This is a genomic window from Streptomyces sp. ISL-94 (genome assembly GCF_018614075.1).
Taxonomy (GTDB): domain Bacteria; phylum Actinomycetota; class Actinomycetes; order Streptomycetales; family Streptomycetaceae; genus Streptomyces.
Map to the genome: position 1 here is coordinate 45,137 of NZ_JAGGOZ010000026.1, position 14,085 is coordinate 59,221.

The 14,085-nt window shown below is 72.3% G+C and carries 13 protein-coding genes and 3 tRNA genes; 7 read left to right on the forward strand and 9 right to left on the reverse strand.

Translation table 11 applies throughout. The annotated features are described in order from the left end of the window. Positions 1-87 precede the first annotated feature (87 nt). The 6 genes from J7E94_RS09750 to purS all read right to left on the reverse strand — a co-directional run bounded on the left by J7E94_RS09750 (position 88) and on the right by purS (position 6,331). Positions 88-894, reverse strand: a complete 807-nt coding sequence (locus J7E94_RS09750) for an META domain-containing protein (protein WP_215014117.1) — start codon at positions 892-894, stop codon at positions 88-90. Positions 895-932: 38 nt separating this feature from the next. Next, positions 933-1,724: a maleylpyruvate isomerase family mycothiol-dependent enzyme gene (locus J7E94_RS09755; RefSeq protein ID WP_215014119.1), complete on the reverse strand. Its 792-nt coding sequence runs from the start codon at positions 1,722-1,724 to the stop codon at positions 933-935. Positions 1,725-1,733: 9 nt separating this feature from the next. Further along, the gene (locus tag J7E94_RS09760) at positions 1,734-2,993 is read right to left on the reverse strand and encodes a hypothetical protein (RefSeq protein WP_215014121.1); all 1,260 of its coding nucleotides are present in this window, start codon (positions 2,991-2,993) and stop codon (positions 1,734-1,736) included. A 124-nt stretch (positions 2,994-3,117) separates the two neighbouring features. Continuing rightward, a complete protein-coding gene (gene purL, locus J7E94_RS09765) occupies positions 3,118-5,367 on the reverse strand; it encodes a phosphoribosylformylglycinamidine synthase subunit PurL (protein ID WP_215014123.1) in 2,250 nt (749 codons plus the stop codon). After that, positions 5,364-6,068 (reverse strand): phosphoribosylformylglycinamidine synthase subunit PurQ, encoded by a 705-nt coding sequence (gene purQ / locus J7E94_RS09770; protein WP_215014125.1) that lies wholly within the window; start codon positions 6,066-6,068, stop codon positions 5,364-5,366. The genes purL and purQ overlap by 4 nt, the downstream gene beginning before the upstream one ends. A 2-nt stretch (positions 6,069-6,070) precedes the next feature. Then, entirely contained in the window at positions 6,071-6,331 is a 261-nt protein-coding gene (purS, locus tag J7E94_RS09775; RefSeq protein WP_214942389.1) for a phosphoribosylformylglycinamidine synthase subunit PurS, read from the reverse strand. 329 nt (positions 6,332-6,660) lie between these two features. Between purS and J7E94_RS09780 the strand changes: the two genes are divergently transcribed. The 7 genes from J7E94_RS09780 (at position 6,661) to J7E94_RS09810 (ending at position 9,684) form a co-directional block, all read left to right on the forward strand. Next, positions 6,661-6,978, forward strand: a complete 318-nt coding sequence (locus J7E94_RS09780; RefSeq protein WP_215014126.1) for an Lsr2 family protein — start codon at positions 6,661-6,663, stop codon at positions 6,976-6,978. Positions 6,979-7,066: 88 nt separating this feature from the next. Continuing rightward, positions 7,067-7,138, forward strand: a tRNA-Gly gene (locus J7E94_RS09785). A 77-nt stretch (positions 7,139-7,215) separates the two neighbouring features. Next, a tRNA-Gly gene (locus tag J7E94_RS09790) sits at positions 7,216-7,291 on the forward strand. A gap of 151 nt (positions 7,292-7,442) precedes the next feature. Then, entirely contained in the window at positions 7,443-7,583 is a 141-nt protein-coding gene (locus tag J7E94_RS09795) for a hypothetical protein (RefSeq protein WP_215014230.1), read from the forward strand. Between the two features lie 159 nt (positions 7,584-7,742). Beyond that, a complete protein-coding gene (locus J7E94_RS09800; RefSeq protein ID WP_215014127.1) occupies positions 7,743-8,981 on the forward strand; it encodes a histidine kinase in 1,239 nt (412 codons plus the stop codon). Then, on the forward strand, positions 8,978-9,589 hold the full coding sequence (locus J7E94_RS09805) for a response regulator transcription factor (RefSeq protein ID WP_215014128.1): 612 nt from the start codon (positions 8,978-8,980) through the stop codon (positions 9,587-9,589). Before J7E94_RS09800 ends, J7E94_RS09805 begins: the two co-directional genes overlap by 4 nt. A gap of 22 nt (positions 9,590-9,611) precedes the next feature. Next, positions 9,612-9,684 (forward strand) — tRNA-Gly (locus tag J7E94_RS09810). 54 nt (positions 9,685-9,738) lie between these two features. Here J7E94_RS09810 and J7E94_RS09815 read toward each other — a convergent pair. From J7E94_RS09815 to J7E94_RS09825, 3 genes are all read right to left on the reverse strand, one after another. Further along, positions 9,739-10,644 carry a phosphoribosylaminoimidazolesuccinocarboxamide synthase gene (locus tag J7E94_RS09815; RefSeq protein WP_215014129.1) on the reverse strand — a complete coding sequence of 302 codons (906 nt, stop codon included), beginning with the start codon at positions 10,642-10,644 and terminating at the stop codon, positions 9,739-9,741. Positions 10,645-10,718: 74 nt separating this feature from the next. Continuing rightward, positions 10,719-12,206, reverse strand: coding sequence for a N,N-dimethylformamidase beta subunit family domain-containing protein (locus J7E94_RS09820; protein WP_215014130.1), 1,488 nt, complete (start codon positions 12,204-12,206; stop codon positions 10,719-10,721). Positions 12,207-12,389: 183 nt separating this feature from the next. Beyond that, positions 12,390-14,084: a hypothetical protein gene (locus tag J7E94_RS09825; RefSeq protein WP_215014210.1), complete on the reverse strand. Its 1,695-nt coding sequence runs from the start codon at positions 14,082-14,084 to the stop codon at positions 12,390-12,392. Between the last annotated feature and the right edge of the window lies 1 nt (position 14,085).

Below are 14,085 nucleotides of genomic sequence, written 5' to 3' on the forward strand. Positions count from 1 at the left end.
TGACCGGGCCGGGCTGATCGGGCCGGGCTGACCGGCCGGGGCCGCTGCCTCAGCCGGGCTGATCCGGCCGGGCTGATCCGGCCCGGGCTACTCGGCGGCGGAGGCCGCCTTGGCCGTCAGGCCCTTGCCGTCGGCGGCGGTGAGGGTCAGGGCCTGGCCCTGGATCTCCCAGGTGAGCGGGCCGCTGCCGAACAGCTCGGTCAGCGTCCGCTCCACCTCGCCCGCCGGCCCTTCGCAGGCCATACGGGTGGAGGTGACCGGCCCGAAGGTGAGTGTGGCTCCCTCGACGGCGGCCTTGGCGCTGAACCGGTTGCAGCCGAGGACGCCGCTCGCGGCGCCGTCGGCGGCGAGGGTGAACCAGGCCTTGCCGGCCGCCTCGGCGGGGACGGAGGAGACGCTCGCTCCGCTGATCAGGGAGTCGACCGTCCACTGGGTCACGGTCAGCGGGGCGTCCGCGTCCGGGGGCTTGGGGGTCATCGCGATGGTGCTCCCGTCGGCGGTCTTCAGGGTGAGGCGGTCGGGTCCCCGGTCGATGGTCAGCCGGCCCTTGAAGAGCTTGGCGAACTCCGTCTCGAATTCCATGTTCTCGCAGGCCATGGCGGTCGTGGCGCCGGGGGTGACGGTCACGGCGGACGTGCCGGCGAAGGCGACCGCGGCCTTGAAGCCGTTGCACCCGTAGTTGCCCGTGGCCTCGTGCTCCGCGAGGTCGAGGCGGGCGGTGCCGGGCGCGTGCAGGGTACGGCCGCCGGTGGTCAGGGACTCGACGGCCCAGGAACCGGTGGGCTCGGGAAGCGTGCGGGACCCTCCCTCCTCGGTCTGGCCGCATGCGGCGAGGGCGAGTACGAGGGCCGGCACCAGGGCCAGGCCGGTCGGGACGTGCCGGAGGGTACGCATGGTCCTGGGACGGGCGGGGCCCGCGGGCGGTTCCACCCTCAGCTCATCAGGGGCAGCAGTGCCGACAGGTCCGCCCGCTCACCGCTCGCGCTGACCCGCGCCGCGTCCAGTTCCTCGGCCCATCCCGTACGGCCCGTCGCGAGCCGGAGCCAGGTCAGCGGGTCGGTCTCCACCACGTTCGGCGGGGTGCCGCGGGTGTGGCGGGGGCCCTCGATGCACTGGACCACCGCGAAGGGCGGGATCCGCACCTCGACGGAACCGCCCGGCGCCCTGAGCGCGAGGGCGTCGGCGAGCAGCCGGGTGCAGGCGGCCAGGGCCTGCCGTTCGATGGGGATGTCCAGTCCGGCGGCCCGGTTCAGGTCGTCGGTGTGGACCACGAGCTCCACGGTCCGCGTGACCAGGAAATCGGCGAGGGTCATGTCCCCGATCCACAGGTGCAGCACGCGTGCGCCCGGGTTGGCCGCCAGTGCCTCCGCCATGCGGGTGGCCGCCCGGTCGTACAGCTCGGGCAGCGGGGCCCCGTCGAGGGTCTCCCGGGCGGCCTCGGAGATCTTCCCGGCGAGGGAGGAGGTGACGGAGGGCCACTCGACGGCCGTCAGCTCGGCGACGGCGCCGGGCGGCCGGGCGAGGCCGCCGGCGAGGGAGTCCGCGATCCACGCGATGTGCGCGGCGAGCTCGGCCACGGTCCAGTCCCCGAGCCCGCTCGGCAGGGCGAGCTGCTCGGGGTCCAACCCCCGTACCGCATCGCGCACATGCCCGAACTGCGCGGTGACGGCCGCTCGGGTCTTGGCGGGGTCGTAGGTACGCGGCTTCTTCTTCCCGGGCGGCATGTCCCGACCCTACTCGGGCCCGGGCAACACGAGCCCGGTGCAACCGCGCCGCGTCGCCGTCTCGGTGGCGTAGGCCTTGAACAACCCGTCCAGGCGCGGGCCGAGGATCGACCGGTAGTTGTACGGGACGGCCATCGTGAGGGTGGCCGGACGCCCCTGGCAGGTCATCGAGCCGTAGAACACGTCACCGAGTCGGCCCGCCCGGCCGGGGATCACCGGGTCCGGGCTGCGCCTGCCGGGGACGGCGACGGCGTCCGCATCGTCGCCGTAGTACGACCGCGTCCGCAGCCACCAGGGTGAGTGGTACAGGGACGTGATGGCGTCCTCCCGCTCGTCAGGGGTGAGCAGGCGCAAGACCCGCGTGTTCCCCTCGGGGCTCATCGCGAGCAGGCAGCCCTCCTCTCGGGCGGCTCCTGCGAGGGGGACTCCGGCGGCCCGGTCGGGCAACCGCTCGCGGTCCGCCGTCCGCAGGTGGGCCGCGTACCAGCCGCAGCTGTCCGTCCGCTCGCCCACCGGTCCGAGGCCGGTGACCGGCTCGGGCAGCCGGTCCGGGAGTTCGGGCAGCTGCGTCCGGCAGCCGTACTTCCCGGCGGCACGCTCGGCGGCCTGACGGGCGAGGCGGGCCAGGACCGGCCGGTCGCCGGCCTCGTGGCGGGTGCTGGGCGAGGTGGCACTCACGATCAGGGTGGTCGTCCCGGCCTTGGTCGGCTGCTCGCACCGGGCCACGACGGTGACGTCGTCGGGACCGTAGTCACCGAGCCGGCCGTCCCCGAGCGGCATCCGGTCGGGAAGCCCGGTCCGCGCGGTGGCATCGCCCTTCGAGCCGGCGCGCAGGCGGTTGAACGGGGCCTTCCGGGAATCATCGGTCGTGTGCAGGTCGCGAGCCCGGGGCAGCCCCTTCAGGGACAGCGTGAACTGGCTGTACTTGTACTCCCGGCCGTCGCGGTCCTCCAGACGGCTCAGCACGCAGCTGTCCGGAACCGTCTCGAAATCGATCGTGCTCGGGTCCTCGCCGCCGAGGACCACGCGGTCGGCGCCGCCGTCCAGGCTCATGACCCCGTCGGCGTCCACCAGCCCGGCGCACGCCCGGGCAATCAGCGCGCGGCTTGCGTTGCGGTCCTGGTGGGTCTCGTACGAGTCGTAGAGCGCCCAGCCGCCGAAGGCCAGGCCGCCGACGCCGGCGACGCACACCAGCGCGTTGACCGCGTTGCGCCATCGGCCCCGGTCCGGCAGCGGTCCCCCGCTGGACGGCTGCAATGGTTCGAACATCCCGGACCCCCGCTTGTGCGCCTGTGACGACGCGGGGGACGCTACCAACCCGGCGGTCGAGCCGGAACGGCCGAGCCCCCGACCGGAGGGAACCGGCCGGGGGCTCGTACGCGAAGGGCGGGGATCAGGCCAGCAGGGCCGGGATCGTCGCCTCGTGGGCCTCGCGGAGCTCCGAGAGGGGGAGGGTGAACTCGCCCTGGATCTCGATCTCCTCGCCGTCCACCACGCCGATGCGGGCGGCCGGCAGGCCCCGCGCACCGCACATGTCGGTGAAGCGGAGCTCCTCGCTGCGCGGAACGGCCACGATGGCCCGGCCCGCGGACTCGGAGAACAGGAAGGTGAAGGCGTCCAGGCCCTCCGGGACCACGATCCGCGCACCGTTGCCGCCGCGCAGGCAGGACTCGGTGAGCGCCTGGATCACCCCGCCGTCGGACAGGTCGTGCGCGGCGTCGATCATGCCGTCGCGCGAGGCGGAGATCAGGATCTCGGCGAGCAGCTTCTCGCGGCCCAGGTCCACCTTCGGCGGCATGCCGCCCAGGTGGTCGTGGACGACCTGGGACCAGGCCGAGCCGCCGAACTCCTCGGCCGTGTCGCCCAGCAGGTACAGCAGCTGGCCGGCCTCCGCGAACGCCATCGGCGTACGGCGGTTGACGTCGTCGATGACACCGAGGACCGCCACGACGGGGGTCGGGTGGATCGCGATGTCGCCCGTCTGGTTGTAGAGCGAGACGTTGCCGCCGGTCACCGGGGTGCCCAGCTCCAGGCAGCCGTCCGCCAGACCGCGGCAGGCCTCGGCGAACTGCCACATGACGTCCGGGTCCTCCGGCGAACCGAAGTTGAGGCAGTCGGAGATCGCGAGCGGCTTCGCGCCGGTCGCGGCCACGTTGCGGTACGACTCCGCGAGCGCCAGCTGCGCGCCCGTGTACGGGTCGAGCTTGGCGTAGCGGCCGTTGCCGTCGGTCGCCATGGCCACGCCGAGGTTGGACTCCTCGTCGATGCGGACCATGCCCGCGTCCTCGGGCTGCGACAGGACGGTGTTGCCCTGCACGAAGCGGTCGTACTGGTCGGTGACCCACGACTTCGAGGCCTGGTTCGGGGAGGAGACCAGGGCCAGGACCTGCGCGCGCAGCTCCTCGGAGGTCTGCGGCCGCGGCAGCTTGGCCGCGTCGTCCGCCTGCAGCGCGTCCTGCCACGAGGGGCGGGCGTACGGGCGGTGGTAGACCGGGCCCTCGTGGGCGACGGTGCCCGGGGGCACGTCCACGATCTGCTCGCCGTGCCAGAAGATCTCCAGGCGCTCGCCGTCGGTCACCTCACCGATGACGGTGGCGATGACGTCCCACTTCTCGCAGATCTCCATGAAGCGCTCGACGTGCTGCGGCTCGACGATCGCGCACATGCGTTCCTGCGACTCGCTCATGAGGATTTCCTCGGGCGAGAGCGTCGCGTCGCGCAGCGGGACGGTGTCCAGCTCCACGCGCATGCCGCCGGAACCGGCGGAGGCCAGCTCGGACGTGGCGCAGGAGAGCCCGGCGCCGCCGAGGTCCTGGATGCCCGCGACCAGCTTCTCCTTGAAGATCTCCAGGGTGCACTCGATGAGGAGCTTCTCCTGGAAGGGGTCGCCGACCTGGACGGCCGGGCGCTTCGTCGGCTTCGTGTCGTCGAAGGTCTCGGAGGCCAGTACGGACACGCCGCCGATGCCGTCGCCGCCGGTGCGGGCGCCGTAGAGGATGACCTTGTTGCCGGGGCCGGAGGCCTTGGCGAGGTGGATGTCCTCGTGCTTCATCACGCCGATGCATCCGGCGTTGACCAGCGGATTGCCCTGGTAGCAGGCGTCGAAGACGACCTCGCCGCCGATGTTCGGCAGGCCCAGGCAGTTGCCGTAGCCGCCGATGCCCGCGACCACGCCCGGCAGCACGCGCTTGGTGTCGGGGTGGTCGGCCGCGCCGAAGCGCAGCGGGTCCACGACCGCGATCGGGCGGGCGCCCATGGCCAGGATGTCGCGGACGATGCCGCCGATGCCGGTGGCCGCGCCCTGGTAGGGCTCGATGTACGAGGGGTGGTTGTGCGACTCGACCTTGAAGGTGACCGCGTAGCCCTGGCCGACGTCGACGACGCCGGCGTTCTCGCCGATGCCGACGAGCATGGCGTCGTTCTGCGGGACCTTCTCGCCGAACTGCTTCAGGTGGACCTTGCTGCTCTTGTACGAGCAGTGCTCGGACCACATGACCGAGTACATGGCGAGCTCGGCGCCGGTGGGCCGGCGGCCGAGGATCTCCCGGATGCGGGCGTACTCGTCCTCCTTGAGGCCGAGTTCCTTCCAGGGCTGGGAGGCGTCCGGCGTCTCGGTGGCGTTCTTGACGGTGTCGAGGCTCATGCGGAGACCAGCTTCTTCAGGACCGAGGTGAAGAACGGGAGGCCGTCGGTGCGGCCCGTCCCGATCAGCGGCTCGACCGCGTGCTCGGGGTGCGGCATGAGGCCGACGACGTTGCCCGCGGCGTTGGTGATGCCGGCGATGTCGCGGAGCGACCCGTTCGGGTTGCCGTGCCCCTCGGCGGCTTCGCCGCCGACCACGTAGCGGAAGGCCACGCGGCCATCGGCCTCGAGTTCGTCGAGCACGCGCTCGTCGGCGACGTACCGGCCGTCCATGTTCTTGAGCGGTACGGAGATCTCCTGGCCGACGGTGTAGTCGCCGGTCCACGCGGTCTCCGCGTTCTCCACCCGCAGCTTCTGGTCGCGGCAGATGAAGTGCAGGTGGTTGTTGCGGAGCATCGCCCCCGGCAGCAGGTGGGCCTCGGTGAGGACCTGGAAGCCGTTGCAGATGCCGAGGACGGGCATGCCCGCCTTGGCCTGCTCGATGATGGTCTCCATCACCGGCGAGAAGCGGGAGATGGCTCCGGCGCGCAGGTAGTCCCCGTAGGAGAAGCCGCCCGCGAGGACGACCGCGTCGACCTGGTGCAGGTCCTTGTCGCGGTGCCAGAGCGAGACCGGCTCGGCCCCCGCGAGGCGGACGGCGCGCAGCGAGTCACGGTCGTCGAGCGTTCCGGGGAACGTGACGACTCCGATGCGTGTGGTCACCGTCAGGCCTCGACCTTCGCGGTCTCGACCCGCACGGTGAAGTCTTCGATGACAGTGTTGGCGAGGAACGTTTCGGCCATCTTGTGGATGCGGTCGAGGGCGGCCTGGTCGACCGGTCCCTCCACTTCCAGTTCGAAGCGCTTCCCCTGGCGGACGTCGGCGATGCCCTCGAAGCCCAGGCGCGGCAGTGCACGCTGCACCGCCTGGCCCTGGGGGTCGAGGATCTCCGGCTTGAGCATGACGTCGACTACGACGCGTGCCACTGGCACTCCCGATGAGGTGGTTGGTGCGAAGGCGGTTCCCTCAGCGTACCCGGCCGAAATTTCTACGCGGGTAGATATCCTTCGGCGGTGAGCGCTGCGCGGTTTCGGCTTCACCAACGCTTCGCAAAATCCGCCGGAAAACCACGCCCCCGGGATTGCGGCGGGACACGCGGAGAGAATTAACTGGGCTTCGCAATGCAATGGGAATCGGGGTACAAAGGAATCACCCGGGATTCCCGTGGAAAGATGCATTGCCCCGAAACATCCACACAGGCGACATCGCCGCACGTCAGCAGGTGGCGGCGCGTCGCACGAAGGGACCGATATCCGTGGCGCAGCGCGTAGTAGTCACGCTCTCCGATGACATCGATGGCGGGGAAGCGGCGGAAACGGTCGTGTTCGCTCTGGACGGAAAGTCGTACGAGATCGACCTCAATGTGGCGAACGCAAAGAAACTGCGGACGGGCCTGGCCCCCTTCGTGGCCGCCGGCCGTCGGCAGTCGCGCTCGGGGAAGGCCTTCAAGCACACGTCCATCGCGCCGGACCCGGCGGTCGTCCGGGCCTGGGCCCGGTCCAACCAGTTCGAGGTGCCGCCGCGCGGCCGCATCCCCAAGAAGATCTACGAGGCCTACAACGCGGCCCACTGAGGGCGGATTTGCCATCCACCCCCCTGGGTCGGCTAGTGTGTGGATCACGCCGAGGGGCGAGACCGCAAGGTCAAGCCCCGAAGGTCGTGCGGGTGTAGTTCAGTAGCAGAACATCCTCCTTCCAGGGGGAAGGCGCAGTGTGCGATCCCTGTCACCCGCTCTGCATCGGTTTGCCGACCACTGCCGTGGATCAGGTAGAGTGATGCACGCATTGCCCAGGCAGTGCACGCAGTACATGCGGACGTAGCTCAGCTGGTAGAGCACCACCTTGCCAAGGTGGATGTCGCGCGTTCGAGTCGCGTCGTCCGCTCCATAAGGAGAAGGCCCCGGTCATTACGACCGGGGCCTTCTTCGTGTTTCCGCCCGGACCCCTCTGGGCTCCGGGCGGAAGCCCTGACACATGTCATCGCGGACCATGACAGCGCGCACTGCCGACCCGGCGCGGGCACCGCGACGCTGGGTTCATGAGTGACACCGTGATCGACGTCCAGGGGCTGCGCCGCGGCTACGCCGGCGGATTCGAGGCCGTGCGGGGCGTTTCCTTCTCCCGTGGCGCGCCCGGCGTACTGGCCTCGGGGCGCGAACTGCTCCCGCTGAGCGGGTGATGGCCCTGGTGGCGGCCGGGTGGAGCGGCGGAGCGGAGGGCGGGGACCAGCCGGCCGCGGTCCTCACCACGCTGGCCTGGGTCATGATCACCGTGTTTGCTGTCCAGAAGCGGTTCCGGTGGGAACCGCGCCGCTCAACGAACTTCGGGGGCCGGGGCCGTGTCGAGACTGACCGGGTGGTGGAGGAACCGCAGCAGCGCGGCGAAGGTCGAGCTGTACACGCGCTGGTCCTTCCACACCTTCGTACTCATCGAGATCCTGTCGTTCGGGCTGACCGCGGTGGGCTCCGCCGCCAATGACGCCTCGCTGCCGGTCTCGCTCTCGCTCCTCCTGACGATCTGCATGCACGCCGTGCTGGTCGGGTTCCTCTCCTCCCGGGCGCTGGACTGGATCGTGGGCCGCCGGAACCGCCCGGTGCGGCTCGCCGTGGCGACGGCAGCCATGACGGCCGCGGCGTGCCTGGCCGTCCTCGTGCTGCGCAAGACCGGGCAGTGCGCCGATTCCGTCGCCCCGATGCTGGTGACGGGCATGACCTGTTTCGCGACCGGATCCCTGGTGCTGTGCACGAAGCGGGTCCGCCGGATGTGGTGCGTCGCCCCGGCCTCGGCGGTGGGCACCGGCGCGGCGGTGTTCGCGCTGGGCCTGCCCGCGGGAGAGGCCCTCGGATACACCGTCGGGGTGCTGCTGACCGGTCTGTTCCTCAGCGTCGCCTGCGGGTTCTCCGGTTGGCTGCTGACCACGGTCTACGAGCTGGACCGCGCCCGGGAGCTCCAGGCGCAGCTGGCGGTGGCCGAGGAGCGGCTGCGGTTCGGGCGGGACCTGCACGACGTGATGGGCCGCAATCTGGCGGTGATCGCGCTCAAGAGCGAGCTGGCGGTGCAGCTGGCGCGCCGCGATCGCCCGGAGGCGGTGGACCAGATGATCGAGGTGCAGCGGATCGCGCGCGAGTCGCAGCGGGAGGTACGGGACGTCGTGCGCGGCTACCGGGAGGCGGATCTCGCCGTGGAGCTGGAGGGCGCCCGCGGAGTGCTGAGCGCGGCCGGGATGGACTGCCGGGTCGAGTACGAGGCGGGCGCGCGCGAGCTGCTGCCCGAGGTGCAGTCGGCGCTCGGCTGGGTGGTGCGGGAGGCGACGACGAACGTCCTGCGGCACGGAGACGCGCACAGCTGCCTGATCCGGCTGACGGCGCCGGCGGAGGGCTGCGTGACGCTGCTGGTGGAGAACGACGGGGCGCCCGAGACCCCGGCCGGACCCCCGGGCTCCGGGCTGGCGGGGCTGCGGGAGCGGCTCGCGGCGGTGGACGGGACCTTGCTGGCGGGACCGGCCGAGGGCGGCCGGTTCCGGCTGCGGGCCGAGATCCCGGAACCGCGGATGCGACGACTGGAGGTGCGGGCGTGAGCCGCGTACGGGTACTGCTGGCCGATGACGAGCACCTGATCCGGGGCGCGCTGGCCGCGCTGCTGGCCCTGGAGGACGATCTGGTGGTCGTCGCCCAGGCGGCGTCCGGGCCGGAGGCGCTGGCCATGGCGCGGGCGCACCGGCCGGACGTGGCGGTGCTGGACCTCCAGATGCCGGGGGCGGACGGTGTGAGTGTCGCCACATCGCTGCGGGCCGAGCTCCCCGACTGCAAGACCATGATCGTGACGAGTCACGGCCGGCCGGGACACCTGAAGCGGGCCCTGGCGGCGGGGGTGCGGGCCTTCGCCCCGAAGACGGTCTCGGCGCAGCGGCTGGCCGAGCTGATCCGGACCGTGCACGCCGGAGGGCGCTATGTGGACCCGGAATTGGCGGCCGACGCGATCAGCGCGGGGGACTCGCCGCTGACCGCCCGGGAGGCGGAGGTGCTGGAACTGGCGGCGGACGGGGCGCCGGTCGCGGAGATCGCGGACCGGGCCTCGCTCTCGCAGGGGACCGTACGGAACTACCTGTCCTCGGCGGCGACGAAGCTGGGCGCCGAGAACCGGCACACGGCGGTGCGTCTCGCTCGGGAGCGAGGTTGGGTATAGTGGGTACCGCGCTACGGCGCATGCGGACATAGCTCAGTTGGTAGAGCACCACCTTGCCAAGGTGGATGTCGCGCGTTCGAGTCGCGTTGTCCGCTCAGAGTGCGAAGGCCCCGATCACCGATCGGGGCCTTCGTCGTGTCCGTCCCGGCTCAGCTCCAGGTCAGACCGGTGAGCCGCTCGTACGCCTCGATGTACTTGGCGCGGGTCCGCGCGACGACGTCCTGCGGCAGCGCGGGCGGCGGGAGCTCTCCCTTCGCGTCCCAGCCGGAGGCCGGGGAGGTCAGCCAGTTGCGGACGAACTGCTTGTCGAAGGAGGGCTGGGTGCGGCCCGGCTCCCACTGGTCGGCAGGCCAGAAGCGGGAGGAGTCGGGGGTCAGCACCTCGTCGGCGGCGACCAGCGTGCCGTCCTTCGGGTCGAAGCCGAACTCGAACTTGGTGTCCGCCAGGATGATCCCGCGCTCGCGGGCGATGTCCCGGGCGCGGGAGTAGACGGCCAGGGTGGCCTGGCGCAGCATCGCGGCGGTCTCGGGGCCGGCCGTGCGCGCGACCTCCTCGTAGGAGACGTTCTCGTCGTGCTCGCCGACCGCGGCCTTGGCGGCCGGGGTGAAGATCGGGGCCGGCAGCTCGGAGCCGTCGACGAGCCCCTCGGGCAGGGCGAGTCCGCAGACGGTACGGGTCTGCTCGTACTCGGCGAGGCCGGAGCCGGTGAGGTAGCCGCGGGCCACGCACTCGACCGGGACCATGTCGAGGTTCCGGCAGATCAGGGTGCGGCCGGCCCAGTCGGCGGGGGCGCCGGCGGGCAGGTCGGTGGAGATGACGTGGTTCGGGACGAGGTCCGCGAGCTGGTCGAACCACCACAGGGAGAGCTGGGTCAGGACGCGGCCCTTGTCCGGGATCTCGGTGGGCAGCACCCAGTCGAAGGCGGAGATGCGGTCACTGGCGACCATGACGAGGCGGTCGTCCTCGTCGCGGTAGAGGTCGCGCACCTTGCCGGTGTGGAGGTGGACGAGGCCGGGCACCTGAACCGGCTCGGGCTTTTCGACGAATCCGGACACGGGGTCTCCCTGTGGTTCTGTACGAGCGCGGGACCATTCTCCCGTACGGGCGCCCCTGCCCCGGCCCGGGGGTCTCAGTCCCTCTTGCAGATCCGGTCGAGGAGGTTGGCCGTGGCCCGCTGGACCCGCTCGTCGACGTGCCCGGGACGGTCGAGCGCCGGGGACCAGGCGAAGGTGCCGGACGCGAAGACCAGGGCGCCGCTGGGCGCCCGGTAGAGGGAGGTCTCCTGGTGGCGGCGGTGGTTGTCGCTGTCGAGGTACGGGGAGTGCGCGAGCAGGATCCGGTCCTGGTGCTCGGGCAGCTGGGTGCGCGGGAAGTACCGGTCGGCCTCGCCGGCGACCAGGCCTGGCAGCTCGTCGTTCTCGCCGGCGCCGGTGGAGTCCCAGAGCCAGTGCGTGGCATTGCGCACGATCAGGGGCGCGGGTTCGGGGACCCGCCCCGCGTACTGGATGCCGAGCAGCTGCTGCTCGGGGCGGTCCACCTCGCGCCAGAGGCTGGGGCGGCCGGGGCCGCGGCGTTTTCGGCAGGTGAGGAGGCGGTCCTCGACGCCGGAGGGCGAGGCGGCGAGCTCGACCTGCCAGTACATGGTGTTGGCGGAGAGGAAGACGAGCGAGGTGCCCTGGTCGCGGGCGCGCTCGACGGTGCGGCGCATGGGGGCGGACCAGTACTCGTCGTGGCCGGGGAAGACCAGGCCGCGGTAGCGGGCGGGGTCGACGCGGCCGGCGTGCAGGTCGCGGGCGTCGGCGTAGGCGAGGTCGTAGCCGTAGCGCTCGGCCCAGCGGATGAAGTCGTAGGCGTGGCCGACGTGGAGGGGCAGGCCCGCGCCCGCGTAGGGGCGGTCGAAGGAGACCGTGATGGCCGCGTCCCGCTCGCCGAGCAGCCGGCCTTCCTCGTCCCAGGCGTGGTAGAGGCTGGCGCCGGTGCGGCCGTCCTCCGGGTAGAGGTTGTAGGCCTGCCAGGTGATGTCGGGGAGCAGGAGCAGGAGGTCGGCGGGGTGGTCGTCGCGGACCGTGAAGGGGATGTGGGAGCGGTAGCCGTCGGCGGTGGTCAGGACGGCGACGTACGCGCCGACGTTCCAGTAGGACGGGACCTGGAGGCGCCAGGACAGCCACCAGTGGTGGCAGGAGACGGTCCGGTCGGCGGCGAGGAGGGCCGGCTGGACGATGCCGGAGAGGCGGGGACTGGTAGTGATCTTGAAGGCGCCGTCGCCGCCGTAGTGGCCGATGCGGTAGACGTCGACGGAGAACTGCTGGGGCGGGTCGACGGTGATGTGGAAGTCGATGGCCTCGCCGGGGGCGACGGCTCCGGTGGAGCTGAAGCCCTTGATCTGGCGGTGCACGTCGTCGGCGGTGCGGGGGCCGCCGTTGCCGCGGGCGCGGGGGATCTGGCCGGTGCCGGCGGCCGCGGCGGCCGGATCCACGTACCAGGGGACGACCTGGCCGGTGTCGTCGAAGTAGAGCTCGCTCCCCCGGAACCAGGGCAGGGGGCCCTGGCCGAAGGGATCGGTGACCGCGTGCGCGAGCGCACCTGACTCCCAACGCCGGATCTGGTCCGTACCCATGACCATCGCTCCCCTCCCTACCTCTCCCCCGAACGGGCATTCACAGGACCCCAGCACATCACATAACGCACGCAGTCCGTCACCGTTCGTCGCGAATTGACGTGACCGGAACATTGGAATCCGACAATTCGTGCGGCTGACAGCCCTTGGGGGCGGCTCGCGGCGGCGGTTGGGGGCCTCGGCTCAGACCAGGCGCACCGGCTTCTCCGGGCGGACGCCCAGGTCCGCGAGCCAGTCGCGCAGGGGCTCGGGGTCTCCGTCCTCGACGAGCGACAGCACGCGCGGCGCCAGGTCCGAGCGGCGCTCGCCGCCGACCAGCAGGACCGGGCCGTCGAGCCAGTCCAGGCCCGGTGCGGCCCCGGCGGAGTCCACGGCCGCGCAGCACACCATCGCCGTCACGTGGTCGGCCAGCAGGTCCCGGCCCGTGCGCGGCGGCTGGAGCGGGAACAGCGGTACGGCGTCCCCGCCGCGCGCCTTCCCGGCGCCGCCGCCGGCCGGACCTGCGGCTCGCTCTTCGCGCGCCAGGTCCCCGGTGAGCCGTCCGGCCAGCGCCTCCCCGGCCGCGCCTTCGCCGGCGGGGTCGGTGAGGTAGTCCAGCACCCGCTCCAGCGTGGGCCCGGCGAAGCCGTCTGCGGTGGGTGGCGCTGAACCTGCGGCGGCGATCGCGGCGGGCCCGGCTGAAGCGGCCGAGTCAGCCGAAGCGGCGGATCCCGGAGGGCCGGCCGGCAGACCCGCCGTGACGGCCAGGGCGTCCAGCGCGGTGTGCAGCCGGGCCGCCTCCGTACGCCACTTGCGGTCCACGACCTCCTCCGGATACGCCGTCCAGGCCACGGGGGACCAGTCCGCCCCGGTCTCGGCCGGACTGCCGTGGAAGAGCCGCGCGGCCAGCAGCGAAGCCGCCTCGTCGATGACCCCGGGCTGCTCCAGCAGGTCACACGCGGGGCGCTCGCCGAGCCGGGAGGCGTACCCCTCGGCCAGCCGGTCCCGCCGGGACAGCTCGGTCAGCGCGGAGACCACCCCGGCGTCCAGGTGCGCCGGCCAGCGCCCCATCCGCCAGGCCGGCAGCGCGACCCGGGTCAGCAGCCGGTCCCAGCCCGCGTAGGCGAGGCCGACCTGCTCCTGGGCGACGATGCGCAGCCCGTAATCCACATCCTGTGCACGCTCCGAGGCGGCCGCGGCCACCCCGCGCTCCATCTCCGCGGCGTCCAGCCGGCACAGCCGCAGCAGCAGCCGGGCGGGCCCGGCGATCCAGCCGAGGCCGGGCCGGTTGCCCACGTCCACGGCGGCGTCCAGACCCCGTACAAAGCCGCGCGCGTCGGCTATGTCGGGATGCGCGGAAGGACCGGTACCTGCGACGACCGGCGCGAGCACCGCCCGTAGCTCCGCGACCCGCATCCACCACAGGAACGGCGAGCCGATCACCAGCACGGGAGCCGCACCGGGCTCGGATTCCGGGCCGGTGGATATGCCGCCGCGGCGGTGGGCCGCATGGGTGCGGTCCTCCAGCCAGCTGTCGCAGTCCGGCGTCAGGGCTATCGCGGAGGGGGCCGGCACATCCATCCGGTCGGCCAGATCCCGCACCAGCCGGTAGAGGTCGGGAGCGGCGGCCTCGGTCAGCGGGACCGTCGGGGTCACGGCGGGGCCGGCCCGCAGCACCACCGCGGCGAATATCCCGCCGACGAGCAGCACCAGCGCGGCCACCGCACACACGGCGAGGGTCACCGCGGGCCAGGGGTCACCGGCCAGCCGGCCCGTCATCCGGGCGGCCACCAGCACCACCGCGAGGGCGGCGGGCAGCAGCCCGAGGGCCAGGGCCCTGCTGCGTACGCGCAGCACGGCCAGAGCGCGGGACCGCGCGGACGGCACGCCCACTTCCATG

Coding starts and splice junctions, on each gene's coding strand:
- purL (WP_215014123.1), bottom strand. CDS start 5,367: ATGAGCCTCGACACCGTCAAGAACGCCACCGAGACGCCGGACGCCTCC.
- J7E94_RS09755 (WP_215014119.1), bottom strand. CDS start 1,724: ATGCCGCCCGGGAAGAAGAAGCCGCGTACCTACGACCCCGCCAAGACC.
- J7E94_RS09795 (WP_215014230.1), top strand. CDS start 7,443: ATGAGTGACACCGTGATCGACGTCCAGGGGCTGCGCCGCGGCTACGCC.
- J7E94_RS09825 (WP_215014210.1), bottom strand. CDS start 14,084: ATGGAAGTGGGCGTGCCGTCCGCGCGGTCCCGCGCTCTGGCCGTGCTG.
- J7E94_RS09760 (WP_215014121.1), bottom strand. CDS start 2,993: ATGTTCGAACCATTGCAGCCGTCCAGCGGGGGACCGCTGCCGGACCGG.
- J7E94_RS09820 (WP_215014130.1), bottom strand. CDS start 12,206: ATGGGTACGGACCAGATCCGGCGTTGGGAGTCAGGTGCGCTCGCGCAC.
- J7E94_RS09750 (WP_215014117.1), bottom strand. CDS start 894: ATGCGTACCCTCCGGCACGTCCCGACCGGCCTGGCCCTGGTGCCGGCC.